Source organism: Sorangium sp. So ce204 (assembly GCF_051526795.1).
Lineage (GTDB): Bacteria > Myxococcota_A > Polyangia > Polyangiales > Polyangiaceae > Sorangium > Sorangium cellulosum_B.
This window is the reverse complement of the sequence record NZ_CP150317.1, coordinates 10184178-10208919: the sequence shown is the minus strand read 5'-3', so window position 1 is coordinate 10208919 and position 24742 is coordinate 10184178. Positions and strand designations below refer to the sequence as shown.

Annotated in this window: 22 protein-coding genes; 9 read left to right on the top strand and 13 right to left on the bottom strand. The window is 68.7% G+C overall.

What is annotated here, in order from left to right; genetic code table 11:
* Window positions 1-22 precede the first annotated feature (22 nt).
* Together WMF22_RS38365 and WMF22_RS38360 are read right to left on the bottom strand one after the other, a co-directional pair.
* On the bottom strand, window positions 23-1195 hold the full coding sequence (locus WMF22_RS38365; protein WP_437294907.1) for a hypothetical protein: 1173 nt from the start codon (window positions 1193-1195) through the stop codon (window positions 23-25).
* 62 nt (window positions 1196-1257) lie between these two features.
* Window positions 1258-1578, bottom strand: coding sequence for a hypothetical protein (locus tag WMF22_RS38360; RefSeq protein WP_437294906.1), 321 nt, complete (start codon window positions 1576-1578; stop codon window positions 1258-1260).
* A 427-nt stretch (window positions 1579-2005) separates the two neighbouring features.
* Between WMF22_RS38360 and WMF22_RS38355 the strand changes: the two genes are divergently transcribed.
* Window positions 2006-4252: a DUF3160 domain-containing protein gene (locus tag WMF22_RS38355; protein ID WP_437294905.1), complete on the top strand. Its 2247-nt coding sequence runs from the start codon at window positions 2006-2008 to the stop codon at window positions 4250-4252.
* A gap of 45 nt (window positions 4253-4297) precedes the next feature.
* Here the strand turns inward: WMF22_RS38355 and WMF22_RS38350 are convergent, their stop codons facing one another.
* The 3 genes from WMF22_RS38350 to WMF22_RS38340 all read right to left on the bottom strand — a co-directional run bounded on the left by WMF22_RS38350 (window position 4298) and on the right by WMF22_RS38340 (window position 6662).
* Entirely contained in the window at window positions 4298-4768 is a 471-nt protein-coding gene (locus WMF22_RS38350; RefSeq protein WP_437294904.1) for an SRPBCC family protein, read from the bottom strand.
* Window positions 4765-5385 carry a TetR/AcrR family transcriptional regulator gene (locus WMF22_RS38345; protein ID WP_437294903.1) on the bottom strand — a complete coding sequence of 207 codons (621 nt, stop codon included), beginning with the start codon at window positions 5383-5385 and terminating at the stop codon, window positions 4765-4767. Before WMF22_RS38345 ends, WMF22_RS38350 begins: the two co-directional genes overlap by 4 nt.
* Before the next feature lie 344 nt (window positions 5386-5729).
* On the bottom strand, window positions 5730-6662 hold the full coding sequence (locus WMF22_RS38340) for an AraC family transcriptional regulator (RefSeq protein WP_438032973.1): 933 nt from the start codon (window positions 6660-6662) through the stop codon (window positions 5730-5732).
* Between the two features lie 206 nt (window positions 6663-6868).
* Between WMF22_RS38340 and WMF22_RS38335 the strand changes: the two genes are divergently transcribed.
* Entirely contained in the window at window positions 6869-7960 is a 1092-nt protein-coding gene (locus WMF22_RS38335; RefSeq protein WP_438032972.1) for an MBL fold metallo-hydrolase, read from the top strand.
* Between the two features lie 173 nt (window positions 7961-8133).
* Here the strand turns inward: WMF22_RS38335 and WMF22_RS38330 are convergent, their stop codons facing one another.
* The gene (locus tag WMF22_RS38330; protein ID WP_438032971.1) at window positions 8134-10536 is read right to left on the bottom strand and encodes a pyridoxal-dependent decarboxylase; all 2403 of its coding nucleotides are present in this window, start codon (window positions 10534-10536) and stop codon (window positions 8134-8136) included.
* A gap of 303 nt (window positions 10537-10839) precedes the next feature.
* Complete coding sequence (locus WMF22_RS38325; RefSeq protein WP_438032970.1) at window positions 10840-11082, bottom strand: hypothetical protein; 243 nt, start codon at window positions 11080-11082, stop codon at window positions 10840-10842.
* Window positions 11083-11348: 266 nt separating this feature from the next.
* Between WMF22_RS38325 and egtD the strand changes: the two genes are divergently transcribed.
* Genes egtD through WMF22_RS38305 form a run of 4 tightly spaced genes read left to right on the top strand, consistent with a single transcriptional unit; the run spans window position 11349 to window position 15908 of the window.
* Window positions 11349-12314: an L-histidine N(alpha)-methyltransferase gene (egtD, locus tag WMF22_RS38320; protein WP_437294898.1), complete on the top strand. Its 966-nt coding sequence runs from the start codon at window positions 11349-11351 to the stop codon at window positions 12312-12314.
* The gene (locus tag WMF22_RS38315; protein WP_438032969.1) at window positions 12311-13600 is read left to right on the top strand and encodes an SUMF1/EgtB/PvdO family nonheme iron enzyme; all 1290 of its coding nucleotides are present in this window, start codon (window positions 12311-12313) and stop codon (window positions 13598-13600) included. Before egtD ends, WMF22_RS38315 begins: the two co-directional genes overlap by 4 nt.
* Window positions 13597-14391 (top strand): ATP-binding cassette domain-containing protein, encoded by a 795-nt coding sequence (locus WMF22_RS38310; protein ID WP_438032968.1) that lies wholly within the window; start codon window positions 13597-13599, stop codon window positions 14389-14391. The genes WMF22_RS38315 and WMF22_RS38310 overlap by 4 nt, the downstream gene beginning before the upstream one ends.
* Complete coding sequence (locus WMF22_RS38305; RefSeq protein WP_438032967.1) at window positions 14388-15908, top strand: glycine betaine ABC transporter substrate-binding protein; 1521 nt, start codon at window positions 14388-14390, stop codon at window positions 15906-15908. Before WMF22_RS38310 ends, WMF22_RS38305 begins: the two co-directional genes overlap by 4 nt.
* Before the next feature lie 103 nt (window positions 15909-16011).
* On the opposite strand, the gene WMF22_RS38300 is transcribed toward WMF22_RS38305, so the two are convergent.
* The 3 genes from WMF22_RS38300 to WMF22_RS38290 all read right to left on the bottom strand — a co-directional run bounded on the left by WMF22_RS38300 (window position 16012) and on the right by WMF22_RS38290 (window position 17595).
* Window positions 16012-16224 (bottom strand): hypothetical protein, encoded by a 213-nt coding sequence (locus WMF22_RS38300; protein ID WP_437294894.1) that lies wholly within the window; start codon window positions 16222-16224, stop codon window positions 16012-16014.
* A gap of 229 nt (window positions 16225-16453) precedes the next feature.
* The gene (locus WMF22_RS38295; protein ID WP_438032966.1) at window positions 16454-17344 is read right to left on the bottom strand and encodes an RNA polymerase sigma factor; all 891 of its coding nucleotides are present in this window, start codon (window positions 17342-17344) and stop codon (window positions 16454-16456) included.
* Window positions 17338-17595, bottom strand: coding sequence for a sigma factor (locus tag WMF22_RS38290; protein WP_438032965.1), 258 nt, complete (start codon window positions 17593-17595; stop codon window positions 17338-17340). The genes WMF22_RS38295 and WMF22_RS38290 overlap by 7 nt, the downstream gene beginning before the upstream one ends.
* 190 nt (window positions 17596-17785) lie before the next feature.
* Between WMF22_RS38290 and WMF22_RS38285 the strand changes: the two genes are divergently transcribed.
* The 3 genes from WMF22_RS38285 to WMF22_RS38275 all read left to right on the top strand — a co-directional run bounded on the left by WMF22_RS38285 (window position 17786) and on the right by WMF22_RS38275 (window position 22250).
* Window positions 17786-19015: a hypothetical protein gene (locus WMF22_RS38285; RefSeq protein WP_438032964.1), complete on the top strand. Its 1230-nt coding sequence runs from the start codon at window positions 17786-17788 to the stop codon at window positions 19013-19015.
* 221 nt (window positions 19016-19236) lie between these two features.
* Complete coding sequence (locus tag WMF22_RS38280) at window positions 19237-20679, top strand: hypothetical protein (protein ID WP_438032963.1); 1443 nt, start codon at window positions 19237-19239, stop codon at window positions 20677-20679.
* Between the two features lie 38 nt (window positions 20680-20717).
* Window positions 20718-22250, top strand: a complete 1533-nt coding sequence (locus WMF22_RS38275) for a hypothetical protein (protein ID WP_437294890.1) — start codon at window positions 20718-20720, stop codon at window positions 22248-22250.
* 44 nt (window positions 22251-22294) lie between these two features.
* Here WMF22_RS38275 and WMF22_RS38270 read toward each other — a convergent pair whose 3' ends face one another.
* Genes WMF22_RS38270 through WMF22_RS38260 form a run of 3 tightly spaced genes read right to left on the bottom strand, consistent with a single transcriptional unit; the run spans window position 22295 to window position 24674 of the window.
* Entirely contained in the window at window positions 22295-23401 is a 1107-nt protein-coding gene (locus WMF22_RS38270; RefSeq protein WP_438032962.1) for a hypothetical protein, read from the bottom strand.
* Window positions 23398-24138 carry a hypothetical protein gene (locus WMF22_RS38265; RefSeq protein WP_438032961.1) on the bottom strand — a complete coding sequence of 247 codons (741 nt, stop codon included), beginning with the start codon at window positions 24136-24138 and terminating at the stop codon, window positions 23398-23400. The genes WMF22_RS38270 and WMF22_RS38265 overlap by 4 nt, the downstream gene beginning before the upstream one ends.
* Window positions 24135-24674 carry a hypothetical protein gene (locus tag WMF22_RS38260; RefSeq protein ID WP_438032960.1) on the bottom strand — a complete coding sequence of 180 codons (540 nt, stop codon included), beginning with the start codon at window positions 24672-24674 and terminating at the stop codon, window positions 24135-24137. Before WMF22_RS38260 ends, WMF22_RS38265 begins: the two co-directional genes overlap by 4 nt.
* Between the last annotated feature and the right edge of the window lie 68 nt (window positions 24675-24742).

Sequence of the window (24742 nt, the reverse complement as noted above, 5' to 3'; positions counted from 1 at the left end):
CCCTGGGCAGCTCGATGTCGCCTCAGCGCCAGCGCGCCAGCTCTTTGACGTCGATGCGATAGACAGGGCTGATCCGCCCCCGCTGCTCGGGATTCGGGCAACGCAGACCGGGGACGTGGTCAACCGAAGCCAGCTGGGGGAAGCTGGTCGCCAGCTGTTGGCTGTCCCGGCCGCCCGGCTTGCGGTTGTATTCCCGCAGCAGGAATGTCACGAACTTGGCTTCGGTCCACTCCGGGTCTTGCGAGTCGAACGTGGTGAAGCGCGGTTCGCCGCCGACGTTGCCGAGATAGACGGCATTGGCACCCTGCCAGGTGGCGAAGGAGCTGTCGCGGTGGCGCTTGACGTAGTCCGGGTGATTGTAGAAATACACCCAATCGCCGGGGCGCAGCTGGTCGACGGAGTCCACGGCCAGCGCCACCCGCAGCTTGCTCACGCTGCCCTCGTCTCCCGGCGCGACCTGCACGATGTCCTCGGTGACCGTGTCGAGCGCCGCCGTGCCGACCGTCTTCATGAAGGCGCGCAAGAAGCAGATGTGCAGCGCGCTCATGCACTCGATGGCGATGGGATGGTCGTTCCAGGTGAACAGATCCTCGAGGGCGGCGGACGGGCTGAAGTCGTCGGTGTTGGCGAAGTTCATGGTGACGGAGTGGGCGGGGTGGTCGTCGTCGACGGGCGCGTCCGCCATCCATGACCGGTCCGGGAAGCGATAGACACCGCGATCCCATTCGTTGGCGTAGATGAAGCGTCGATCCTGGCCCGGACGTAGCGCGGTGTTGAGCTCGCGGAGGCTGGCGATCATCCATTGGCCGAACAGAGCCTCTCGGTGCTCGACCACGCAGGTGCGGACGATGTCGACAAGGTCGCGTGCCCGGCCTTGCATGGGCTTCGAGCGGGCGTGGTTTCTGGCCAAGCCCACGAGCAACGAGTGGCGATAGAGCCTGGGCCGGCCTGCGTACTGGGGCGGGATTTGACCTTGCTCCACCTTGGCCAGGCGCCGGAGCAGGATGCGCCGTTCTTTCTGGAGCTTTCGCGCCTTGTTGAGCACACGGCGGATGTGCTGGCGCTCGGCGGGCCAGTCGGTGTTGCCGGGCGGGGCCGTGGTGTGGTCGAGACGGACGAGCTCCTCGTCGATCCGGTCGATGCGCCGCTGGCAGCGCGCGGCTGCCCGCAACAACGCCGCCACGCTCACCGGCACGCGCGCACCCGAACCGCAGCGACACTTGCCCACGCAGCCGCGACCGGGCGCCGTCGCATCGCTTACCCGATCACCAGCTCGTCCGCGATGGCCTGCGCCTTGGCCTCGCTGGTCACATTCCGGGCGCGGAGCGTGGCGACGAGCGCCGCGTACTCCGGCTCTTCCTCGAACGAGTCGCCGAGCTCGAAGCACAGATCCACATAGCTGGTCACGTGGGCCTCGAGGTGAAGCCCGTGGCCCGCCGCCCGCTGGAGCTGCGCCTTCAGGCGCTCAATCAGCGTCTCGTCGTTCGTGCTCCAGACCTGCTCCGGATACATCACCCGCACGCGTTCGAGCAGGCGCGGCATGAGCTCGGCGTCCGAGCGCCGGGCCAGGAGCCTCATTTGCTCGCGCCGGATGGTCAGCACGGCGCAATTACGACGGCTTCGTCAACCCGTGTCAAGGACGATAAGGCGAGCAAGGCCGATCCTGCAAGCCCGACCCCGCCGAGCGCGCCTCCCTCGCGCCAACGACGGAAGGACCACACCGCCGAGCCCTCCACGTCCGCGCGAGATCGCCCCCGCGGCGCACTTCGTCCCTCGCGCCCTCGCGGGCGACGCCGACACGCGTACCTCGCGCCCGAGGGAAGCCCGGAAGCCGCTTGTCGGCCGGGAGGGCTGGCACGCCGATTGCTTATCTGTGGCGTTGGCACACATGGGGTGGATGAAACCCGCGATTCGAGCGTCCTTCGGCCTGGGGCCGCGGCACAACGATCCGGGTTTGGCACACCGGCACACCAGCCCCCGTGCCGCCAAAGGAGAAGGAAAATCCGTGCACACCCAACGAATTCTCTCCACCCTGGTCAGCGTTGGCTTGCTGGCGGCGTGTTCTGGTTCCACCGAACCGGGTGGGCCGGGCCCCGCCGGTCCCGGCGACGAGCGTCCCGCGGAGGTCGGAACCCAGGTGCAGCTCGAGCTCAGCTCGGTCGCAGCGACCGAAGTCGAAGCCCAGGTGGCCACCGCCAAACAACACAACGCGGCATCCCTCCAGGAGGCCTACGCGGTCTCGTTCTCGAACGATCTGGGCTACGGGCTCGCGGACGTTCAGAACCTCGATCTGATCCAGCGATCGGAGCTGGGTCTGAATGACGCGGAGCTCGAGGTCCTGGCCGCGAACGGCTTCGTCGTTTCCAGTCGACTTGCCTATCCCAGCTTTCCCTACGCCTACGCTGCCATCTACGTGCACGATCTGCCGGTCTTCGTGAGCGGCGACATGGTGCTCGAAGCCATGCACCGCTCGTACGACGACATCCTGCAGGCCCTGGAACAGGCCGTCTTGATCCCGCGTGTCACCCGCTTGCTCGACGCGATGCGTTCTCGCCTGGCGTCCGGAAATTCCGGGCTCTCGCAGCAGGCGGCAGCCGACGCGGACTTCTACCTGACCGTCGCGCGCAGCCTGCTGATGGGAGCGCCGAGCGAGCCCGTGGCGGGAGCCAGCAAAGCCGACGTCGCGTCCTTCCTGACTCACGCCGAAGCGGCCGACGGAGAACAGATAAAGTCCATGTTCGGCGTTTCGCGCCGCTTCGACTTCTCGCAGTTCAAGCCGCGGGGCCACTACACGGACACGGTGGCGCTCGAGCGCTATTTCCGCGCCATGATGTGGATGGGGCGCATCGATTTTCGGCTCATCGAGACCATGCCCGATGGTTCGCGTGTCTTCTGGCGCCGCCAGCTCGAGGCGGCGCTGGCGTTGCGTGACTTGATGGATGCCGCGGCGCTGGAAGACTGGTCGGGCATCGATCGAACCGTCACCGCGTTCGTGGGCGAGCACGACTACATGATCGTGCCCGAGCTGGACGAGCTGTTGAGAGGCCTGGGCGTGTCCGATGCGAGCGGGCTCGCTGCCATCGACGACTCGACGATCGCTCAGGCGATCATCAACGGGCGCTACGGCGAGCAGCGCATCGCGAGTCACATCATGCGAAAGGACGGCAGCGATTCCACGTTCCCGCTCAACGCGAGCTTTGCGTTCTTCGGGCAGCGCTACGTGATCGACAGCCACGTGTTCTCCAACGTGGTGTACGACCGCACCGCGAAGCGCGTGGTCCCGAACCCGCTCGACGCCGCGTTCGCCGCCCTGAGGAACGACCACGCGGTGAGCCTGCTCGCGAGTGAGCTCGAAGAGTGGAACTACGCCGGCGATCTGGCGGCCGTCCGCGTCATCGCGGACGCCCACCCGCCGTCGTACTGGGAAGGCAGCCTGTACACGTCCTGGCTCGGGGCGCTGCAGACGCTCTCGGCGAACGCCACGACCCTGGGGCCAGCCGCGGAAGGTCTACCCAGCGTGGCGCGCAGCGAGGCGTGGGGGCGCCGTTTGCTGAACACGCAGCTCGGATCGTGGGCGCAGCTCAGGCACGACACGATCCTGTATGCCAAGCAGTCGTACACCGGCAGCAATGGCTGCGACTTTCCGGATGCGTACGTCGAGCCCTACCCCGAGCTGTTTCAGAGGATCGCCAAGTTCGCCGGCCAGGGCCAGGCCTTGGTCGATACCCTCGACTTCAGCTTGAACGGGAACAACGCGTTGGGGGAGCACGTGAGCGCCTACTTCGGCACCCTGTCGCGCATCGCGACCACCTTGAGTGAAATGGCGGAAGCGCAGCGGACGGGCATGCCGCACTCGGAGGAGCATCTGACCTTCATCAAGCAGGCAATTCACATCGAGGGCGGTGGCAGCGGCGACCCCTGGCAAACGGGCTGGTACAAAGATCTGTTCTTCGATCCCGTCGACGGCCTGAAGAGCGACCCGACCATCGCCGACGTGCACACGGACATCGGAGGTGACCTGCCGGTCCCGCGATCGCCGTCGGTGTTGCACGTGGGCACCGGCAATCCACGCATGATGGTCATGACGGTCGATACCTGTCAGGGGCCTCGCGCGTACGCGGGCGCGGTGTTCGCCTACCACGAGCACCTGGCGGAGGGCTTCACCCGACTCACCGACCAGGAATGGGCTCGGAAGCTGCATCAGGATCCGCCGGCCGACGTGCCGTGGATGGCACCGGTGCTGGCGGAGTAGAGACCTGCGCGGCCAGGCCTCGGCGCGCTCGAACGCCGGCACCCTTCACGACCGCTCTCGCTCCAGGTTCTCGCGCAGCTTGCGCAGCCCGTCGCGCGCTCGGCCGCGCATCACGCGGCGCAGGAGGGGGAGCGCAAGCCAGCGAAACCACCACCGCTGATTGCGGCTGACCATGCGCCACGCGACGCGCGTCTCGGCGTCGGAGAGCGCCGTGAAGTCCACGCTCATGCGGGGCAAGAGGAAGCCCTCTCCTTCGGTCACCAGACGCTCTCCGACCCGCGCCTCCTTCACCTCGATGTCGATCGTGCCGGTGCGCCCGAAGGGCATGCGCACGGTCTCCTGGTAGCGCTTGCCGACCTGCCCGTGCTCCAGCGTGTCGAGCTCGCGCATGGCTGCGACGCCCGGGAACCAGGTCGGGAAGTTCTCCATGTTGGACACGTACGCGAACGTCTCGTGCAGGGGCCGGCCGATCTCCACCGAGCCCTGCGCCAGGAGCTCCGGCTGCGCGCCGCTCACGAGCGCCTCCTCGGTGCCGTCTTGATCACCATCGGCCTGAGCAGGCTCTGCTCCACGATCCGACGCATCGCGCGGACGTAGCGCGGCCGGGACCAGCCCCGCTCCTCGATGAGCTCCTGCCAGTTCCCGATCGACAGGAGGGTGGCCAGGAAGTCCGCCGCATCCGACGCCGACCACTCCTCGGCCAGCGCGCCTTCGGCCTGGAGCCGCGCCACGAAGCCCGCGCAGACGCCCGTGAAGCCGCGCATGCGGTCGCGCCACGCGAGCTCCGCGTCCTCGTCCGTGGCCCGCGCCGCGCGCATGGCCCGCGCCACGTCGGTGATGTGGGCGACGTAGCCCGCCCACGCACCGATGAACTCGGAGAGGATCGCGCGCGCGTCGGGGGCGCGCTCGCACTTTCGGACCAGGTCGGCGAACCCATGCACCTCGTCGACGTGACGCACCAGCGCGACCAGGAGCTGGGTCCTGGTCTCGAAGTGCAGATAGACCGCCTGGCGCGACACCCCGGCCGCCGACGCGATCTCCGCCATCGAGACGCCGCGGCGCCCCGGCTCGGTCACCAGCCGGCGCGCGGCCTCGAGGATCGCAGCGCGGGTTTCCCCGTCCTTGCTTGACATGGTGTCAACATGGGGCATAGTTTACACTGTGTCAAGTTCGACGGGCGCGCCGGCGTCACGGACCCGGTCGCACGATACCGACCCGTGAACGGTCACCGGCGTTTTGGCCTGCTTTTGCGGGCGGGCGCAGGGCGGTCGTCGCATGACATTTCATGCGCGACGTCGCCGTGGCCATTCCAAGCCTCTGGACCTGCTAGAACACCGATCAGCTTGGAAACCCGAGAAATGAGACGCCAAGACGCCAGAAGACGCCAGAAGACGCCAAGAAAACAATAAATCTTGGCGTCTTCTGGCGTCTCTTGGCGTCTTCTGGCGTCTCAACTTCTCGCTGTTTGCGTGCGGCTTCAACCCGTTTGTCGCTCTACTTTGCTTTCGGGTCCGCGCTGGTACGCCCCCGGGGTGCCGCCGGTCACGCGCCGGAAGGCGCGCGTGAACGAGATGGCCGAGTCGTAGCCGACGCGATGGGCGATCTCGGCGATGGGGACGCCCTCCCGCAGGAGCCCGCGCGCGCGGTCCATCCGGATCCGCGTCAGGTACTCGAGCGGCGTCTGGCCCACCGTGCTCCGGAACCTCTCCGCGAAAGCGGAGCGAGACATCCGCGCGCTGCGCGCGAGGTCCTCGATCGTCCAGCCGCGCGCGAGGTCCTCGTGCATGTCGCCGAGCGGGCGCGCGAGCTGCGTGTCCGCGATCGCCGCGAGGACGCCCCTCCTCGGCCCCTCGCCCGTCTGGAGGTAGGCCCGGACCGCGGAGATGAAGAGCGCCTCGGCGAGGCGGCGGATGATCGGGATCGATCCGATCTCCGACGAGCAGACCTCGAGGCGCAACAGCTCGATGAGCGACTGGAGGCCGTGGCTCCGGTTCTGATCGATGCGCAGGTGGATGAAGCGCGGGAGCGCGACGAGGAGAGGCTCGCCCTCCGTCGGATCCACGTCGAAGGCCACGCTCACCAGCGTGGAGCGCGCGCCTCCGCCTCCGTAGCGGATCAGATAGCCGTCCCGGCGATCCTCGAGATCGGCGCAGTCCACGGTCGCGGAGTCCAGCGAATCGGACAGCACGTAAGGTTCGCCATCCAGAACGAGGAAGAGATCGTGTGCGCCGAGCAGCCTCGGCTCCGGGAGCGCGCGCGTGCGCAGCCAGCACGATCCCGCGACGATGAGCACGAACTTGATGGGGCCGCGGTGCGCGACGCGGTGTCCCCAAGGCGCCGACACCTCGAAGCGCGTGCACAGGGCGCTCTCGACGTGCAGCGAATGAAAAAGTCGGCTGAGGGCGTCCATCGCCTCGCTCCTGCGGCGCCCATCAGGCGCCCCATCTGGACGATCGGTTTACTTTTTTGATGTTTCAGGCATGGAAAGTCTACATGCCTGGACGTACGGTGCAACGTCGAACGGGCGGCGAACACGGGCCGCCGTCCCGCCGCCGCGCGGCGAGCAGCGCTCGCGTGCCGCCGACGACCGAAGAGAGCCCGGAGAGAAGAACGATCATGCGGATGATTTCCACGCGGCGAATCGCGTCCATCGCGGCCTCACTCCTGCTGCTCGGAGGCGCTCTCACCCTCCCCGCCGCGTGCGCCGCCCCGGCCCCGCCGAGCAGCAGCGCTCCGCAGAGCCCGGCGGCTCCGGAGCAGCCCGCCGCGACGCCGGCGGCGCCGGCGCCGTCTCCGGCGGCGAGCGCGCTGAGCCCGCCCGGCGGCGAGAGGCGCCAGGCGGGCTTCTACCACACGCGCGTGGGCGACATCGACGTGACCGTGCTCTCCGACGGCACGTTCGGCCTGGAACTCTCGAATGGCCTCGTCCTCAACGCCAAGCCGGGTGAGGTCGACAAGCTCCTCGCGCAATCCTTCCAGAGGTCGCCGATCGACGTCTCCTTCAACACCTTCCTGATCCACAGGAACGGCAGGACGATCCTCGTCGACACCGGGTGCGCAGAGCTCATGGGCCCCACGACCGGCAAGCTCCCCGCGTCGCTCTCTGCTGTGGGCGTGAGCGCCGAGAGCGTCACCGACGTCTTCCTCACGCACGTTCACCCGGATCACTCCGGCGGGCTCGTGATCGGCGGGAAGAGGGCCTTCCCGAACGCCACCGTCCACCTGAACCAGAAGGATCTCGACTACTGGATGGACAAGGCGCTCGCCGCGAAGTCCTCGGGGATGCAAGCCCAGTTCTTCGCCGCGGCGCAAGCCACGTTGCAGCCGTACCTCGACGCCGGGCGAGTGAAGCCTTTCACCGGAGCGGCCGAGTTCTTTCCGGGCTTCCGCGCGGAGCCGGCGTACGGCCACACGCCCGGCCACACGCTGTACGCTCTCGAGAGCGGCGGCCAGAGGCTCCTCCTGTGGGGCGACCTCGTGCACATCATGGCCGTTCAGTTCGACGATCCCTCGGTGGCGGTGGCCTTCGACGTGAACGCGCCGATGGCCGTGGAAACGCGCAAGAAGGCGCTCGCCGACGCTGCCGACAAGGGCTACCTCATCGCGCACGCCCACGCCCCGTTTCCCGGGCTGGGCCACGTCCGGAGAGACGGAGCGTCCTACCGCTGGGTGCCCGCCCCGTACGTCGACGACGCGAAGAGGAAGTAGCGCGACGCCGCGAGGACGCACGGACGGGCTCACCCCCGCGGATGGCTAACGCGCATGGCCCCCTCTCCCGCGGTGACGTCGCTGGCGAGCGCTTCGAGCGCGCTCGCCAGCGACGTCACCGGCTTCGTGCCCCAAGCGGAAGGCATCCTACCGTAGAGCCGTGCCCTACTGAGCTACCGCCGGGAGCCGAAGCTGGTGCGGACGAGGAGCTGCGAGAAGCTCTCGAGGAACTCCTGCTTCGAGAGCACGTCGTCCCGGCTGGTGTCGCTCGTGCGCAGGAATTCGTGGATCTCCGCGTCGCCGTAGCCCATCGCCCTGAACTTCGCCTCGATCTCCGCCCGGTCGAGGAGCCCGTCGTTGTTCGCGTCGATCTCCTCAAAGACCTGGGCCATGGAGTCGCGGAACATCGCCCGCGAGATGGCTCTGCGGAACTCCCGCTCGACCATGTCGAGGAACGTGTCGTCGCCGAAGTCGGTCAACCATGGGTTCATGACCGTCGACCGCAGGACGGTGACCGCGTGCCCCGGCCCTTCGACGCCGAGGCGGCTCTTGTAGCTCTCCATGAACACCGCGCCGTAATGGACATCCTCGAAGTCCGTGGTCGTCACGATCAGCGGGTGCCCGGACGGGTCCTCGCCGGGCTTGAGGCTGAGGACCTCGTAGACGGCCTTGTTCAGGCGGTTCGCCAGCGCGAGGCTCCGGTTCATGCGTCCGTCAGGATGCTTGAAGTTGAAGGCATACGTGAGGATGTTGAGGTCCGGGCCCAGCTCGGTGAGCAGCCGCATCGCCTCGTCGTCGGCGAGCAGCGCGTCGGTGTCGCGTCGATCGATCCGCTCGCGGATGAACTGGATCTGCGCCGCGACGTCGCCTCCGGTGATCTCGGACGGGAGGCGGGGTACGGGGACCACCACGAAGTTGTCCTCCGGGCGCGCCATGCAGAGCAGGCGGGCGTAGACCCGCCGGCAGTTGAACAGCGCCTTGCGGTGGATGCTGCCGTAGCCGGTCTCGTTCGGGCGGATGACCTTGTGGGCCAGGAACACCGCGGCGACCGCGGCGCCGGGCTTCGAGCCCTCCACGCCGTAAATGCCGACGGACGGCTCGTCGTGGGCGTGCAGGATGTACGGCGCCTTGAAGGTGACCAGATCGCGCATCGCGGCGTTGCGGTAACAGAGCGCGCCGGCGGGGTACGGGATGTACCCTGATTTGTGGGGGTCGACGGTGACAGAGTCCACCTCCTGCAGGACGGCGTATTGTTGCGCCGTGTAGCGGCTGAAGCCGACCTCGGCGCGGCGCGTGGCGCCGGCGGTCCGCCCGGCGCTCGAGTCGTCCTCGTCCTCGCGGAGGATGCTGGCGTGATAGCCGCCCCAGGCCGCGTCGGCGTGAACGGTGAAGTCGAGCCCCTTGTGGCGGAGCTGCTCGCGGAGGGCGAGGATCTCCCGCAGGGGATCGACGGCGCTCTCCTCGGTGCTGCCGACCACGCCGACGACGGTGTAGACCGGCCTCCGCTCGGCGAGGCAGGCCCGCAGGACCCGCTCGAGCTCGGGGACGCTCATCCGGGCGTCCTCGTCGAGCGGGACGTCGAGCACGTTCACCGCGCCGATCCCGAGGATCGCGGCCGCCTTGGGGAAGGAGTAGTGCTTCGTCGCCGGGACCACGATCACCGGCGGGCCGCCGAGCTCGCCGGCGTAGCGCCTGAAGAATTCGTGCATGCCCAGGCTCTGCGGCGAGACCCGAGCCAGCGCCCGGGTCAAGACCTCGGGCGAGACGCCGTGTTCGGCGGTGAGCCGCGCCGGGAGGGCGAGGATGTCGTCGCTCCGCAGGTTGCACAGCGACCAGACGTCGAGCTTGCGGAGGGGGACCGCCTCGCCGATGGGCGAGCGCACGCGCAGATCTCTCGCCGCGGCCAGCGACGGGTCTTCCTCCAGCGCCGCCTGCATGGCGAGCGGATAGAGCTTGAGGTTGCGCGCCGACCAGATCGCCTCGATGTTCGCGACCGTGCCGCCGGAGGTGATGTGACCCCAGGGGCGGATGGCGCCGGCCTGGCACGCGGCCCTGTCGGGGAGCGGGTAGCCGAGCATGCGGCACAGATCGTCGCCGACGAGCAGCTCGAGGATCGTCGTGGCGGTCGAGGCCTCGAACGCCACGTTGTTGGGGTTGTACAGCATGGCCGCGAAGTAGCCGAGGACGGCCGGTATCGCGGTGTCCCAGTTCATGTGCCCTTGGTAGCGCGTGCTGAAGAACGGCATCGACTTCTTCAGGAAGCCGAGGAGCGAGCGGTAGCTGTCGGTGAGGACGCCCATCGCCTGCACGTATTCGGGCTGGCGCTTGACCGCCTCGGTGACGAGGGCCGGGTCGCCGGGGTGGAAGTTCCGCCGCCAGAACGCCTGATCGCGGATCGCCTCGACGATCAGGCGCTCGAACTCGTCCGCGTTCTCCGCCTTGGATCCCAGGAACCACGCCTCGGGCGAACGCGTGCCCGGCCCGTCCAGGTAGGGGATCTCCACGTGCCGAAGGAATTGATCGACGGCGCCGGTGGAGACCTGGGGCTCGCGGCGACGAGTGGGTCGTTTGGTCATGACTCGCTCTCCTGTCATCGGTTCTGCCCGCCGACGGCATGTTGTTGAAGACCGCTGCGCCTGCGTCGACGGTGTGGGGCCAGGAAACCCAAACGCGATCCGATGATCAAGCTCCTCGTAGCGGCCGTCCCATCGTACAGCCACGATGCGCGCACTGCTTGACATGTAGCGTTATATGCGATCTTCCTTTCGCCTGAAGAAAGCGACGCCATGTCAATAACTGATCCACGCATCGAGGGGGCCGCCGGCTGGGACGCCCAGCCGGCGGCCCATGTGGTTCAATCCTTGTGCCGAAGCGCTGGGTCAGCACGCCACGTCCATCTCGACCGGCGCTTCGTTCGAGCGCTCTTCGTTCGGACGCTCCTCGAGCAGGCCGCGCTTTCGCAGCCAGCGGGGCGTGCGCTCTCGGATGCGCTGCACGATGTCCTCGAGCTCCTCGTGCGATGGTGCGCCGATCTCGCGGAAGGCCTGACGCCCGCTACGGGCCGCCGCGAAGACACCCACCAGCGCGATCGCGTGAAAATGGAGCGTCAACCTGACCAGCAAGAGCAAGCGCGTCGTCGTCTATCTCGAGGGCGGCGGCGCCTGCTGGGACGAGGGCACCTGTTATACGCCGAGCCATCCTACCGTAGTGCTGTACCCTACTGGCTCTACCTGCCCGGCCCCCGTTTTCTGCACACCCCTTGAGTACGCCCGCGCTGCCCGGGTTTCACCGAGCATCGTCCACGGCGGCACGCCGGGGATCCATGCTTGACGTCCGCCGCTCTCTTCCCAATGGACACGCTGCCCAGCGCTCCCCCAAGGAGGTCCTGTTGAGCTCCACATTCGCGGAGGACGCGTACCCTTCACCCGATGAGCGCGCTCGGTTGCGCGAGAGCCTCACACGATCGCTGCCCGAGATCCCGCCCGTCTACTTCTACGACGATCTCGGGAGCGAGCTGTTCGAGCAGATCACCCGCCTCGGGGTCTACTACCCGACGCGCACGGAGATCGGCATCCTCGAGCAGCGCGCCGGAGACATCCTGCGCGCCGTCCGGCCGCGGCGCCTCGTCGAGCTGGGCAGCGGCGCGGGCCGCAAGATCCGCATCCTGCTCGACGCCTGGCGGTGGGTGGGCGGCGGCGAGACGTGCACGATGCTGGACGTGAACGGGCTCTTCCTGGAGACGTCGATCAGCCGTCTCCGCGCCGACTACCCGGAGTACACGTTCCGCGGCGTGCTCGGTGATTTCACCACCGACCTGCCGCGGCTCGGCCGGGGCGGGGGGCGCCTCGTGGTCTTCCTCGCGGGCACCATCGGCAACCTCTACCCCGACGAGCGGCGCGCCTTCTTCCGCGAGATCGCGCGCGTCATGGAGCCGTCGGACGCGCTCCTCGTCGGCGCCGATCTGGTGAAGGACACGGCCCGGCTGGAGGCCGCGTACGACGATCCGGAGGGCGTGACGGCGGCCTTCAACCGCAACGCGCTCCGCGTGATCAACCGGCGCTTCGGGGCGAATTTCGCGCCCGACGCGTTCGCGCACCGCGCCTTCTACGACGCGGCGCGGGCGTGGATCGAGATGCGCCTCGTGGCCTCGCGGCGGATGCGCGTGCAGATCCCGGCGCTCGATCTGCGGCTCGATCTCGAGCGCGGCGCCGAGATCCGCACCGAGGTGAGCTGCAAGTTCACGCGCGACTCGCTCCAGGCCTCGGCCCGGGCCGGAGGGCTCGTTGTGTCTTCGTGGCACACCGATCCCGACCAGCTCTTCGCGCTGGCCCTGCTCCGGCGGAGCGACGCGTGACGGAGGCCTCGTTCGAGGCGCTGCTCGCCGCCGCGTGGCGCCGCAGCGACGAGCTGTTCGCGCTCGTCCCGGAGGCGTCGATGGGGCGTCGGCCCATCGCGCTGCGACACCCCTTCTCGTTCTACCTGGGGCACCTCCCGGCCTTCGCGTGGAACCAGATCGGCCGAGGCGTCCTCGGGCTCGGGCCCATGCGGAGCGATTTCGACGTGCTGTTCGAGCGCGGGATCGATCCGGCCGACGAGGACGGCGCCCGCGCCGCGTCGAGGGACGCGTGGCCGGCGATCGCCGAGGTGATCGCGTACCGCGACGAGGTCCGCCGCGCCGTGCTGGCGCGCATCCCCGACGTGCTGGCGCGCGCCGAGGACGTGCTCGGCGCGCGGGGGCGGATCCTCCGGCTCGTGCTCGAGCACGAGCGGATGCACCACGAGACCCTGATGTACATGCTCCAGGAGCACGGCGCCGCGCGGCGCCCCGGCGGCGCGCCCGCGTTCGTGGGCGGCGGGGGGCGCGTGGCCGAGCCGCGGCACGTCCCGGCGGGCCGCGTGGTGATCGGCGCGGACTTCGAGGCGATCCCGTTCGGCTGGGACAACGAGTTCGGGCGCGCGGAGATCGATGTCCCGGGCTTCACCATCGACTCGTTGCCGGTGCGGAACGGCGATTACCTGGCCTTCCTCGAGGTGATGGAAGACGGCGCGCGGGCCGCGCTCACGCCCCGTACGTTCGTGCGCCGGGGAGGTGGGCTTTCGGTGAAGACGATCTTCGGGCCGGTCTCCTTCGAGGTCGCGTCGGGCTGGCCGGCGCAGGTCTCGGGCGAGCAGGCGCGCGCCTATGCAGCCTGGCGCGGTGGGCGCCTGGCGACCGAGGCCGAGCTGCGCCGCGCCGCGTTCGGCGAGCCGAGCGGCGGTGTGCGCGCGCGTCCGTGGGGGCACGCGCCGGGCGAGCCGCGTCATGGCCGGTTCGGCTTTCGCGGATGGTCGCCCGTGCCGGCGGGCAGCCACCCGGACGGCGCCAGCGCGTTCGGCGTCGAGGAGCTGGTGGGCAATGGCTGGGAGTGGACGTCCACGCCCTTCGCGCCCTTGCCCGGCTTCGTCGCGTACGCCCGCACGTACCCCGGGTACTCGGCGGATTTCTTCGACGGGGAGCACGACGTCGTCTTCGGCGCCTCGTGGGCGACCGACGAGGGGTTCCTCCGGCCGAGCTTTCGCAACTGGTATCGCCGGGACTATCCCTATGTCTTTTCGAGCTTCCGGGTCGTACGCGAGGCGCCACGCTCTCGGCGGCGATGATCGAGCTCGAGCAGGTGACCAAGCGCTACGATGGAATCGCCGCTGTCGACGGCGTCTCCCTGCGCGTCGAGCCGGGCGAGCTGGTGGTCCTGCTGGGCGGGTCGGGCTCGGGGAAGACCACGACGCTGAAGATGACGAACCGGCTCATCGAGCCGAGCTCGGGTCGCATCCGCGTCGAGGGCGAGGACGTGACCGCCGTGCCGCCGCACGCGCTCCGGCGCCGCATCGGCTACGTGTTCCAGCGGCTCGGGCTCTTCCCGCACCTGACGGTCGCCGAGAACGTGGGCATCACGCCGGCGCTCCTCGGCTGGGACGCGAGGCGCATCCGTGGTCGGGTGGACACGCTGCTGGAGCTGGTCGAGCTGGATCCGGCCGAGGTCCGCGATCGGCGGCCCGACGCGCTCTCCGGCGGCCAGGCGCAGCGCGTGGCCGTGGCGCGGGCGCTGGCGGCCGAGCCGGGCGTGCTGCTGCTCGACGAGCCGTTCGGCGCGCTCGATCCGATCACGCGCGAGCGCCTCCAGCGATCGTTCGCGCGGGTGCGCCGGAGCCTGGGGTTCTCGGCGATCTTCGTCACGCACGACGTCGTCGAGGCGCTGCTCCTCGGCGATCGCGTGGGCGTCATGCGCGGCGGGCGCCTCCTGCAGCTCGCGCCCGGCCGCGACCTGGTGCGCGCGCCGGCCGACGACTACGTGGCCGATCTGGTGCGCGGCCCGCTCGAGCAGGCGCGCGCCGTCGAGTCGCTGATCGCGGGCGCGCCCGCGCGAACGATCGCGGGAGGCGACGCTTCGTGAAGGAGCAGCTCGCCCTCCTGCCGCGCTACCTCGCCGCCCACCTCGGGCTCACGCTGGTCGCCCTGGCGCTGGGCGTGGCCGTGAGCGTCCCGCTGGGCGTGCTGGTCACGCGATCGCGCCGCCTGGAGGGGCCGGTACTGGGCGTGGCGAGCGTCGTCCAGACCATCCCGAGCCTGGCGCTCCTGGCCTTCATGGTGCCCGTGCTCGCGGCCCTGGGCGCGCGCAGCATCGGTTACCTGCCGGCGCTGATAGGCCTCTTCCTCTACAGCCTCTTGCCGGTCCTCAGGAACACGGCGGCCGGCCTCTCGGGCCTCGATCCGGCGGTGATCGAGGCCGCGCGCGGCGTGGGGATGACGCCCCGCGAGCAGCTCCGCCGCGTCGAGCTGCCGCTGGCGCTCCCGGTGATCGTGGCCGGCGTGCGCACGGCGGCGGTGCTGACGGTGGGCACCGCCACGCTCTCCACGCCGGTCGGGGCGCCGAGCCTCGGTGACTACATCTTCAGCGGGCTGCAGACGCGCAACACCACGGCCGTGCTGATCGGCTGTGTGGCCTCGGCCGGGCTCGCGCTGGTGCTGGACGGCCTTGTGCGTGGCCTGCTCGCCGGCGTCACGCGCCGCAGCCGCCGCCTCGTGCTGCTGTGTCTCGGCGGCTTCGCCGGGCTCGCTGTCTTCGCGGCCACCCCGGTCGTGCGGGCCCTCCTCGCGCGCGATCAGGGGTCCATCACCGTCGGCGCCAAGACCTTCACCGAGCAGTACATCCTCGCCAGTATCGTCGCCGGGAGGATCGAGCGCGTCGCCGGTGTGCCGGCGCGGACGCTGGGATCGCTCGGATCGACGGTGGCGTTCGACGCGCTGAAGAGCGGCGAGATCGACGTCTACGTCGACTACTCGGGCACCCTCTGGGCGAACGTCCTGCGACGGAGCGCGGAGCGCGCGGACCGCGCGTCGGTGCTGGCCACGGTGGAGAGGGAGCTGCGCGATCGGTACAACGTCCACGTGGCCGCCGCGCTCGGGTTCGAGAACACCTACGCGCTCGCCATGCGGCGGGCCGAGGCCGAGCGGCTGGGGATCCGGCGCATCAGCGATCTCGGGGCGCGCGCGCGATCGCTGCGGGTGGGGGGCGATTACGAGATCTTCCAGCGGCCGGAGTGGCGCGCCATCGAGCGCGTGTACGGCCTCGCGTTCCGCGAGGCGCGGAGCATGGATCCGTCGCTGCTCTACGAGGCGCTGCGAGCGGAGCAGGTGGACGTGATCACCGCCTTCTCGACCGACGGGCGGATCATCGCCGACGATCTGGTGCTGCTGGAGGACGATCGCCAGGCCATCCCGCCGTACGACGCGCTCGTGCTGGCGAGCGATCGGCTCGCGCGCACCCGCCCGGAGGCGCTGGAGGCGCTGCGCGGGCTGTCGGGGACGATCGACGCGCGGAAGATGCGCCAGATGAACGCGGCCGTGGACGAGAAGAAGGGCTCGCCGGCCGCGGTGGCCGCCCGTTTCCTCGATGAACTGCGGCGCTGAATTCTCCTGCGCTGGGCCCCCCGCGGGCCGGCCGTCGGGGCTCGCTCGTTTGGCGCGGCGGGCCGGTTGAGTCGAGGCCGCGATGACGCGGGTTCGTCGGCAGCTAGATCGTGACCTCGTCATCCCTCAGAAGCCCGTCAATCTTGCTTAGCAAATCTCGCTTGACCCGCTGCCGGTTCAGTTCGTCTTCGTAACCGGCCTTGACAGATGCCACCTTGACGACGCCCTTGATCATCATCAGAGCGTCGATCGTTCGCTGCGCCTCATCGTCATCCAGGTCGCGCCGAAAGTGGACAACCAGGCCTTTGATGCTCATTGCAATCCTACTCCCCGCACAGAGATCTCGCTGGCTTCCCGAAGAATTATAAGATTACGCAATTCACCCATGGGTCCCTACCCCCGGAGGTGTCGTGTTCAGGGGAGAGCGCTCTATGTCCTTCTCATCGGCAGGCGTTGCGGAACCCGGCCCGCCTTCCTTCGCCTTGTGCTGTCCGAAGACACCACCAAGATCACCGCCTGGGAGCTGCCGAAGGACAGCTGACGATTCAGCGAAGCTGCCGGAGGAGTGCTTCGCGCTCGGCGACGAACCGCCCACGGGGAAACTCCTGCGCGTGGGTGTTCAGCAGCCGGAGAGCCTCGACGTTCGCCGTGACATTGCGGGCCTCGATGGCCCTCTGGGCCTGGTTGATCAGGCTCCGCTCGCGCTCGCTGTCGGGCGGTCGAACGGCGCTCGCCGGAGACGCGGGCCGGCGATCGGTCGTCGTTGAGGGAACGGGCGTGCTGCTCGCAATCGCCTGAACGCGCGCGCTTCCTTGCGCGTTCGGCGACGACATCCCGCGCGCGATCGGCGCGGCCGGTGCTGGGGCGCTGTGCGCGCCTTCTCCGCCGGCGGGCGCTGCGGCGCTGTGCGCACCGTCTCGCGCAGGCGACGCGGCCGCCTCCTGCGCGGCGGGCGGGGTGGCAGGGACCGCCGCCGCCCCGTACCACGATTGCAGGTCGGGCAGGGACGACACCGAGGAGACGAGCACGCCGGTCAGCACGGCGAGCGCTCCCTGAACGACGATCCTCACGGCCAGGCGGCGCAGCCAGGCCACCCACGACGCACGACGGCCGAAGCCCAGTGCGAGCGGCACGCAGAGGCGATCGTCCCTTCCCTGCGAGCGTTGCTGCGCCTGCCACCGCTCCCGCCGCGCCCGGAGCTCCTGGTGCGCCCGAAAGTGTCGCGTCCTCACCGTGTCCAGCGGAAGTCCCTGCTCGGCCGCGATCTCGGCGAGCGGCACCTCCTGGAGATCGTGCTTGATCACGAGCTCCCGGTACTTGGGATCGAGCTGGTCTATCAGCTCCCGCATGAACTTTTCCCGCTGCCGTCTCCGGAGCAGCTCTTCCGGCGTGGGGCACTCGTCCCGGATCTCGCACTCATCGAACGACGTCAGCACCTCGCCGCGGCAGCGTGCGTCACCTCGCCGCGGCAGCGTGCGTCACGGACGTGATTGCGCGCCTGGTTGATGGCGATCGTGACGCGGTACGGGGCCGGGTCTCCCCCCGGGTCGATCCGCTTGTCGGCCTCCAGCCCGCGCAGCAGCGCTTCCTGAGCGATATCCTCGACGTTTCGCTCCGGCACGCCGTGGCGCCTGGCGAGGCGCCGGAACAGCTCGAAGCCGGGGAAGACGGTCGGTGGCTTGCCCACGGTAAGCAGCACACTTGAGCGGGCCCAAACGCTTCAAAAAAAAGAACCCACGAGCAACATTGGTCGGATAATGTAGGTCAAGGTGTCATCTTCGGCCACGCGAAGGCGGGTCGAGAGGACGACTGAGCACATTCCGTCATACGACCGCCAATTCTCGCTCAAACGGCCGTGGCGTCGCGATTCCTGGCGGTTGACGCCGAACGGCCGGCGTCAGTACCGTCCCTGGATGCGTTGCATTGCGCATTCGCTCGCGATTCTCCTCACGCTCGGGGCCGCGACAGGCTTCCCGACCTCGGCAAGCGCCGATGATGCCCCCCCGAAGGCGCAACAGACTTCACGAAGTCTGCCAGCGCCGCCGATGTCCCCTCCGAAGGCGGGACCGAGCGACAGCGCATCGGTGAAGGACCATGTTCGCCGTGGTCAGAGAGCGCGCAATGCCGGGCGGTGGAGCGAGGCATACGCTGCCTACAAGGCTGCTTTCGACGCCGCGGACCCGGCGACCAGCACCGAGCGAGAGCGGGCGGAGATCGCCGGCGAGCTCGGCCTTTGCGAGGTCGCGTTGCACAGGTACCGCGATGCGGCCGAGCACCTTGCCAAGAGCCTCGAACAGCGCGAAGCGCTGCCGGACGCGCTCGAGCGGCGATTCCAGGCAGGCCAGCGCGAGGCAGTGAAGCGCGTCGCTACGCTCGTGCTCTCGGTCGATCCGCCGGACGCCGAGGTGCTCATCGACGGCGAGCGCGTCGGACGGACCGCGCGCACCTATACGCTCTTCTTCGAGCCCGGCAAACACGTCATGGTGCGGGGTCGGGCACCGGGCCACGCAGACGCCTTTCAGGGTTTCCTCGGCGTGGTGGGCGCGGAGCACCAGATGACGATGGAGCTATCCCGCGCGGCGGCGGCGAGCGCCACGGAGGCGAGAAGCAGGAGGGACACCGCGCCAGCGACGCCGCCCGCCTTGCGCACGTTGCCCGCTGAGCGCGCGCTGTCCGCTGCGAGCGCGAAGGCGCCCAGCCCGTGGGCCTCCTGGCCGGGGACGCTGCGCATCACGGGGATCGCGGTCACGACGGCTGGCGTGGCGGTGGGCACCATCCTCATGATCCACGCCGGCAAGCTCGATGACGACCTGAGCGCCCGGCGTGACTGGCTCCAAAGCGAGCCGTCGTCGAGCACGTCGATGTGCTGGCAAGCGCCTCGGAGCTCGCCATGTGGCGAGCTGGCGCGCCTGCAGGACGCGCGAAACACGTTCGGCCGCGCCGGTCTGGCCACGGTGATCACGGGCGGTGTCGTCGGTGCCGTGACCGCCGCGTCCTTCTTCACGGACTTCTCTTTCCTGAGATTCAAGCCGGCTCAGGATCGGGTCAACGTATCGCCCGTGGCGAATGGAAACGAAATCGGCGCGCGACTCGAGGGTGTATGGTGAGCACGCGAGGGGCCGAGAGAATGGGTCCGCTGGCAGACCGAGGCGCCGTGACGTCGGCCGTCGCTCTCGCTGTCTGCGTGTGGGGAGCTAGCACGCTGACAGCTTGTGCTGCCTATCCCGAGGATTGCTCGGAGAAGCTGGCGTGTGCTCCCGATCCGGAACCTCCGCCCGACCTGTGCGCGGGAGAGCCCGGCAACGCGCCAGCGCTCGACAAGTGCGGCGTGTTCGTCAGCGAGCAGGGCAACGACGACAGCCCCGGAACGAAGGGAGCGCCGGTCAAGACGCTCCAGCACGCGATCGGGCTCGCCGCGCACGGGCGAGGGCACGGCGAGGCGCCGACCCGGCGCGTGTACGCGTGCGGCGGGGTGTTCGAGGAGGCGATCTCGCTCCCCCAGGGTGTCGACCTCTGGGGCGGCCGTCTGTGTGCCGGCGGCGACTGGTCCTACGGAGGGCCGCTCGACGGGCAGAGCGCGTTGACCGTCATCGCTCCGCCCGTGGGGATCCCGGTTCGGGTCCTCGGGGGGGAGAATGCGGTCATCGCGACGGACGATACGACGTCCGTGATCTTCGGCGTGCGCGCGGTGGCGGCCGACGCCTCCGCGAGCGACGGCAAGTCGTCGATCGCGATGCTCCTGAGCCCTGGGGCCAGGGCAATCGTGCGGGCGAGCGAGATCTTCGCAGGCGACGGAAAGGATGGGGAGCCTGGCGAGGACGCGCCGAGCTTCCGCGCGAGCGCCGGCGTGGTGGGGAACAACGGCGTAGACGCCTGCACCGCGGACGTGGCGCTGGGCGCCCTTCCGGTCGTGACCGTGTGCGACGACGGCATCGAGTCGACGGGTGGCCAGGGGGGCGATGGAGGCCTCGAGACGGGCGGCGACGGGACGTCAGGATTGCCGGAGCCGATCGGGACTCCGGACAATCGCGGCCTGGCTGGCGGTGGCGCGTCCAGCATGCCGTGCAAGGATGGCGAGAGGGGAGCAGACGGCGCCGATGCGGAGCGCGCTGCCGGAGCGGTTGACCCTGGTCGTCTGGGCCTCGACGGATGGGTCGGCGTCCGCGGGAAGGACGGGGCGAGGGGCGGTGCCGGTCAGGGCGGCGGCGGGGGTGGCGGCGGCAAGGGGCGCGACGACATGAACGCGTGTCCGGCAGGTCGACCCCAGGGCGGTGCGGCCGGCGGATCGGGCGGCAGCGGCGGCTGCGGGGGCAAGGGGGGCCAGGGGGGCGGCTACGGCGGCGCGAGCATTGCGATCGTGGCGTTGCAAGGGAGCGACCTCACGGTCGATGACGACAGCACGGTCCTCGGGGCCAAGGGCGGCAACGGCGGGGTCGGCGGAACGGGCCAGTGGGGAGGCATTGGCGCCGGCGGCGGCCTCGGCGGAAACAAGCTTCTGACCGACACGTCGCGAGGGTGCGCCGGCGGCGATGGCGGCGACGGCGGTCGCGGGGGCGATGCCGGCGGCGGTCTCGGTGGCCACTCGCTCGGCATCGCTTCCGTGGGCGCCGCCGTGACCATCTTGCCGCATGCGACGGTCTCGCCCGGCCAAGCCGGCACCGGGGGGCTCGGCGGCAATGCAACCCCGGAAAGCCACTCCGGCCAGGCGCATGACGGGACTAAGGTGTTCTGGTACCGGTTCGATGCGCCGGCCCCGGAACCGCCTCAGTGAACCGCCCTGTGCCGGTCGGCGCACGTCAGGAGATGCACATGAAAAAGAGCACCGCGGCGACCTTGGTCCTTCTGCTGTCCCCGTGGGCGATCGGCTGCGGAACTGCGCCCGGCGTGAACGACCCTGGCGTGACGCCTTGTGAAGGCTCCTCATGCGTGGGCGAGCCGCCTCCGGAGTCGGTCTGCGTCGAGCACGTCGCTGCCGATATCATCGACGACGGTTGCGGCGTGTTCGTCGCCGGAGCCTTGGGTGGGGGCGACGACAAGAACCCCGGCACGAAGGCGAAGCCGGTGTTCACCGTCGAGCGCGCCGTCGAGCTCGCGCGCACTGGACGAGGGCGCGTGTTCATCTGCAACGACGGATTCGGGGTGAATCAGATCAGGATGCCCTCCGGCGTGGATCTGCTGGGGGGCTTCGACTGCCGGCGATGGAATCGCGACCCCCGAATCCCGCTGTCCTCGTTTACTCACACGACGGTCTTCGGCCCCATGGTGATCGTCGAGCCCGCAGGCCCCGAGGACAGGGGGGCCGCGGACGGGGTGTCGACGCTCGCCGATCTCTACGTCCGCTCGGCGGGCGAGGTCGGCGTGATCATTCAGTCCAACACGGCAGTGGAGATCGTGCGGAGCGAGATCTCCACCCGCGGAGGAAATGGAGGCAGTCCTGGCGCGAAGTGGCAGCAGTACAGCCAACCGGACGGACCGGATGGCATGTTCGGTGGGGACGCGTGCTCGGCGGTCGTCGTCGCCGGCGGGCCTGCGGTCGTGAACGAATGCGAGAGCGGGCTCACGAGCGTTGGCGGCAAGGGAGGGGATGGGCTGCCCGACGGCGCCGACGATGGAGGCGACGGGGAGCCCGCCGACGCTTCGCCCTCGGGACGCGGTGGTACCGCAGAGCAGGACGACGCCAGCTGCTACGTCGGATCCAAGGGGGGCCCGGGGGCTCCGGGGAAGCAGGGCGCGCCCGGCAAGGGTATCGGACGCCTCACCGAGACCGGATGGGAGGGCGACACAGGGGGCGCAGGGACCTGGGGCACGCCGGGCCAGGGCGGCGGCGGCGGCGGCGGCCGTCGGGGCGGGCTCGCCCTGTGCGACGTGGCCTCCAAGGGAGGCCCGGGAGGAGGCTCGGGAGGGGCCGGGGGTTGCGGAGGCCGAGGAGGCCGCGGGGGAGCGAACGGACAGCCGTCCATCGCCGTCCTCGCGCTTCATGCCCGGGTGACCGTGCGCGACACCAAGATCACGGCGGACTTTGGCGGCAGCGGTGGCGACGGCGGGGAACCCCAGCGAGGCGGCCGAGGCGGCCGAGGCGTACGGGGCGGAGCGCTGGGGGACGGGTTTTACTCCTGTCTCGGCGGCCGTGGAGGCGACGGTGGGCCCGGCGGCTACGGCGGCCCAGGGCGCGGAGGCGACTCCATCGGCATCGCCTACCTCGACGAGGATCAGCTCACGCTCGAGGGCGTGACCATCGAGACCGGACAGCCGGGTAAGGGCGGCATGAGCTGGAACCACGATGGCAGCACGACGGTGGGAGAGAGCGGCCAGGCCCACCCGACGCTTCCCTTTCCCGAATAGCCGAAGTCACGCCCTGGCGAGGACGGCGCAGAGCTCCACGACGGCTACGAGGGAGCTTCGGAATCCGAGTCCACGAGCCAGCTATCCAGGAAGCTGGAGGCCCAAGCGACCATGGAGGCCGGCGGCTCGCCTTCACCGTCCCACGAAGCGACCAGCGCTTCGAGCTCACGCTTGGCAGCCATGGCGGGGAGAGTCTCCGGCGATTCGTCGTGCGGGCGCATGCGCGCAAGCTCCTCCAGCATCTTTTCCTTGTGCAGAAAGCCATCCGTCGACGCTGACAAAAAAAACGCCGCCGACTGTCGTTCTGACTCCGGCAATCTTCTAACCATCGCAGGCCACCTGAGAGTCCATCCAATCTGGTGATGCGCCCGGAGCACAGCAAGCACCGCAACAAACCGATCTGTAAGGCTGCTCTCATCGACCTTTGCGCGAGGTGCCGGCACTTCGGACGGCGATGGCTTCACCCATGTGTAGCGATCCGAAAACAGGCAGTCGTATAGCCTGACTTTCCCTGGAATCCGCAGGTTCGTCGCCACCTCCGGCACGAGTACGGTTCCGACCTCTGGCGGCATGCGCTCGCAACCAAACGTTGCTTCGATCTCGTGGGCGATCCAGTCCGCGTACGGCTGCTCGTCAGGCGACAGATCGAAGGTGACGTATCGCCGGGTTATGGTGACGGTCCTTGGGCTTTCATGGTCCGGGTTCGAGATGAGCCAGGGATCGAGCGGGCTTCGAGACACAATGAATAGCATACCCCGAAAGGAGACCGTGAAAGAGTCCCTTAGCTCCTTCACTATTTCGATCGTGCGCGGACTGTGGATGATGTAGTAAGGAGCCAGAAAGCTCACTTCAAACGAGAGCGTTCGGCCGGCAGACTGTGGCAGATTGATCGTGAAGGAATAGCAACCATCGCAGCCGCCGCTGTGGAGATGTAGCGACTGATCCGTGAGCATGCCGGGGAAGCATTCTCCGATCCGACGCCGCATGGCGTGCCAGCGCTCGTCCTTTGAAGCCTGGATCCGCGCGGCCACTAGCCGGGCGTGCTCTTCGGTCTTGTTGCGGAGCTGTTCGTCGACATCGTCGGTGATTCCAACCCCACGGGGGTAGTATCGGTAGACAATATCCAGTAGTTCGGCAAGGCTGTGTTTCATGGATTCTGGAGTCTGGCACCGAGGGGCTTGTAAAAATCGCTCTCAAATTGCTCTGTTATTCTAGCCTTGAACGTCCTACAGAATATGCCAGGAGGGAGGTTCTCGCCGTCATCCTTATTGTATACTTCATCCGCTGACCAATTCGCCACATCAGCGCTGATGGTGGCCGCCCTCTCCGCCGAGATCTTCCCCCAAACCACGCTTTTTAATGGCATCCCAATGTGAACCATGCACGCATCGTCGCCCTCTTGATTGTGGCCGAAGAACAGATATGCCTTTGCCTCCTGCCAACCACCCGCGACTGCCCCATCGTAGGCAACGATGGTAACAAAATCGAAAGCCCGCGGGTCGATCAGTTTTTTGCCTGTGCACCCCATGGTCGGAGTGCCGCTCTGCTGGCAGGGATCTGGCGGGCTCGTCGGGCTAGCTGTCGGCGTCTCCGAGCTGTCGCTCGGGCGTTCGTCCTCGTCCTCGTCCTCGTCCTCGTCCTCGTCGTCCGTTCTGTTGCACTGGAGCTTGCGCTCGCTGCCGTACTCCGGCCCGCTCGGCGGCTCCGCCCCGAAGTCCCCCGACGCGACGGAGGTATAGACAGGAACGGACGGCCCGACCGGTCCACCTGCACCTTCGCCCTTCACCCACTCCTCGCGGGGATAGCAGTATCCTACCGTCAAGTTGCAGGCCGCCAGCGTGTAGATGGCGACAGCCAGAATCGGAAACAGTATTAACTTCGCGTTCATTTTATACTCCATCGAAGCACGGGACCGACGACGACAAGCACGGACACGTAACCTGGGAGCACGAGGCTGTTCCCGCCGACCCAGTCCACATTGGCGCTCACCGACACGCCGAGGGGTCCTGCAACGTACGCGTTGGTCTGCGCATGCGCGCCTACCCCCATCCCGGCGACGTGCCCACACAATGTGCTTCCGCAAGCCGGCATGAAGTAGATCGCAACGGATGGTCCAGCGCTGAAATTGCCATTCTTCCAACCATATCCGAGAGCAGTAATGGTGCTATTGTAGACACCGGCCCCGCCTATCTGGACTGGGGGAATAATGCTGAGTAGATCGTGGACGTTTAAAATGATGTCGCCGCTGATGCGCCACGATATTCCCGCGTGCGGACTCACCGCCAGGCGTGTCACGGTGCCGGCCTGGATCCCCCCGAAGCTGATTCCAGCACTCAACTCCGAGGCGTCGGCCTGCGTCGGAACGACACTGAGCAGGAGACCGAACATTGCCGACGCTGAGATCTGCCGGTCCGTCGTCCTCATCGTCTCCCTCCCGGTCGTCCGAAACACGCGGGCAACGTGGCGACGCGGACCATTCTTCTGATCGCAGG

Bases quoted from the DNA above. Each gene is read 5' to 3' on its own strand.
- WMF22_RS38360 (WP_437294906.1), bottom strand. From the start codon at position 1,578: ATGAGGCTCCTGGCCCGGCGCTCGGACGCCGAGCTCATGCCGCGCCTG.
- WMF22_RS38345 (WP_437294903.1), bottom strand. From the start codon at position 5,385: ATGTCAAGCAAGGACGGGGAAACCCGCGCTGCGATCCTCGAGGCCGCG.
- WMF22_RS38340 (WP_438032973.1), bottom strand. From the start codon at position 6,662: ATGGACGCCCTCAGCCGACTTTTTCATTCGCTGCACGTCGAGAGCGCC.
- WMF22_RS38335 (WP_438032972.1), top strand. From the start codon at position 6,869: ATGCGGATGATTTCCACGCGGCGAATCGCGTCCATCGCGGCCTCACTC.
- WMF22_RS38330 (WP_438032971.1), bottom strand. From the start codon at position 10,536: ATGACCAAACGACCCACTCGTCGCCGCGAGCCCCAGGTCTCCACCGGC.
- WMF22_RS38310 (WP_438032968.1), top strand. From the start codon at position 13,597: ATGATCGAGCTCGAGCAGGTGACCAAGCGCTACGATGGAATCGCCGCT.
- WMF22_RS38300 (WP_437294894.1), bottom strand. From the start codon at position 16,224: ATGAGCATCAAAGGCCTGGTTGTCCACTTTCGGCGCGACCTGGATGAC.
- WMF22_RS38275 (WP_437294890.1), top strand. From the start codon at position 20,718: ATGAAAAAGAGCACCGCGGCGACCTTGGTCCTTCTGCTGTCCCCGTGG.
- WMF22_RS38270 (WP_438032962.1), bottom strand. From the start codon at position 23,401: ATGAAACACAGCCTTGCCGAACTACTGGATATTGTCTACCGATACTAC.
- WMF22_RS38265 (WP_438032961.1), bottom strand. From the start codon at position 24,138: ATGAACGCGAAGTTAATACTGTTTCCGATTCTGGCTGTCGCCATCTAC.
- WMF22_RS38260 (WP_438032960.1), bottom strand. From the start codon at position 24,674: ATGAGGACGACGGACCGGCAGATCTCAGCGTCGGCAATGTTCGGTCTC.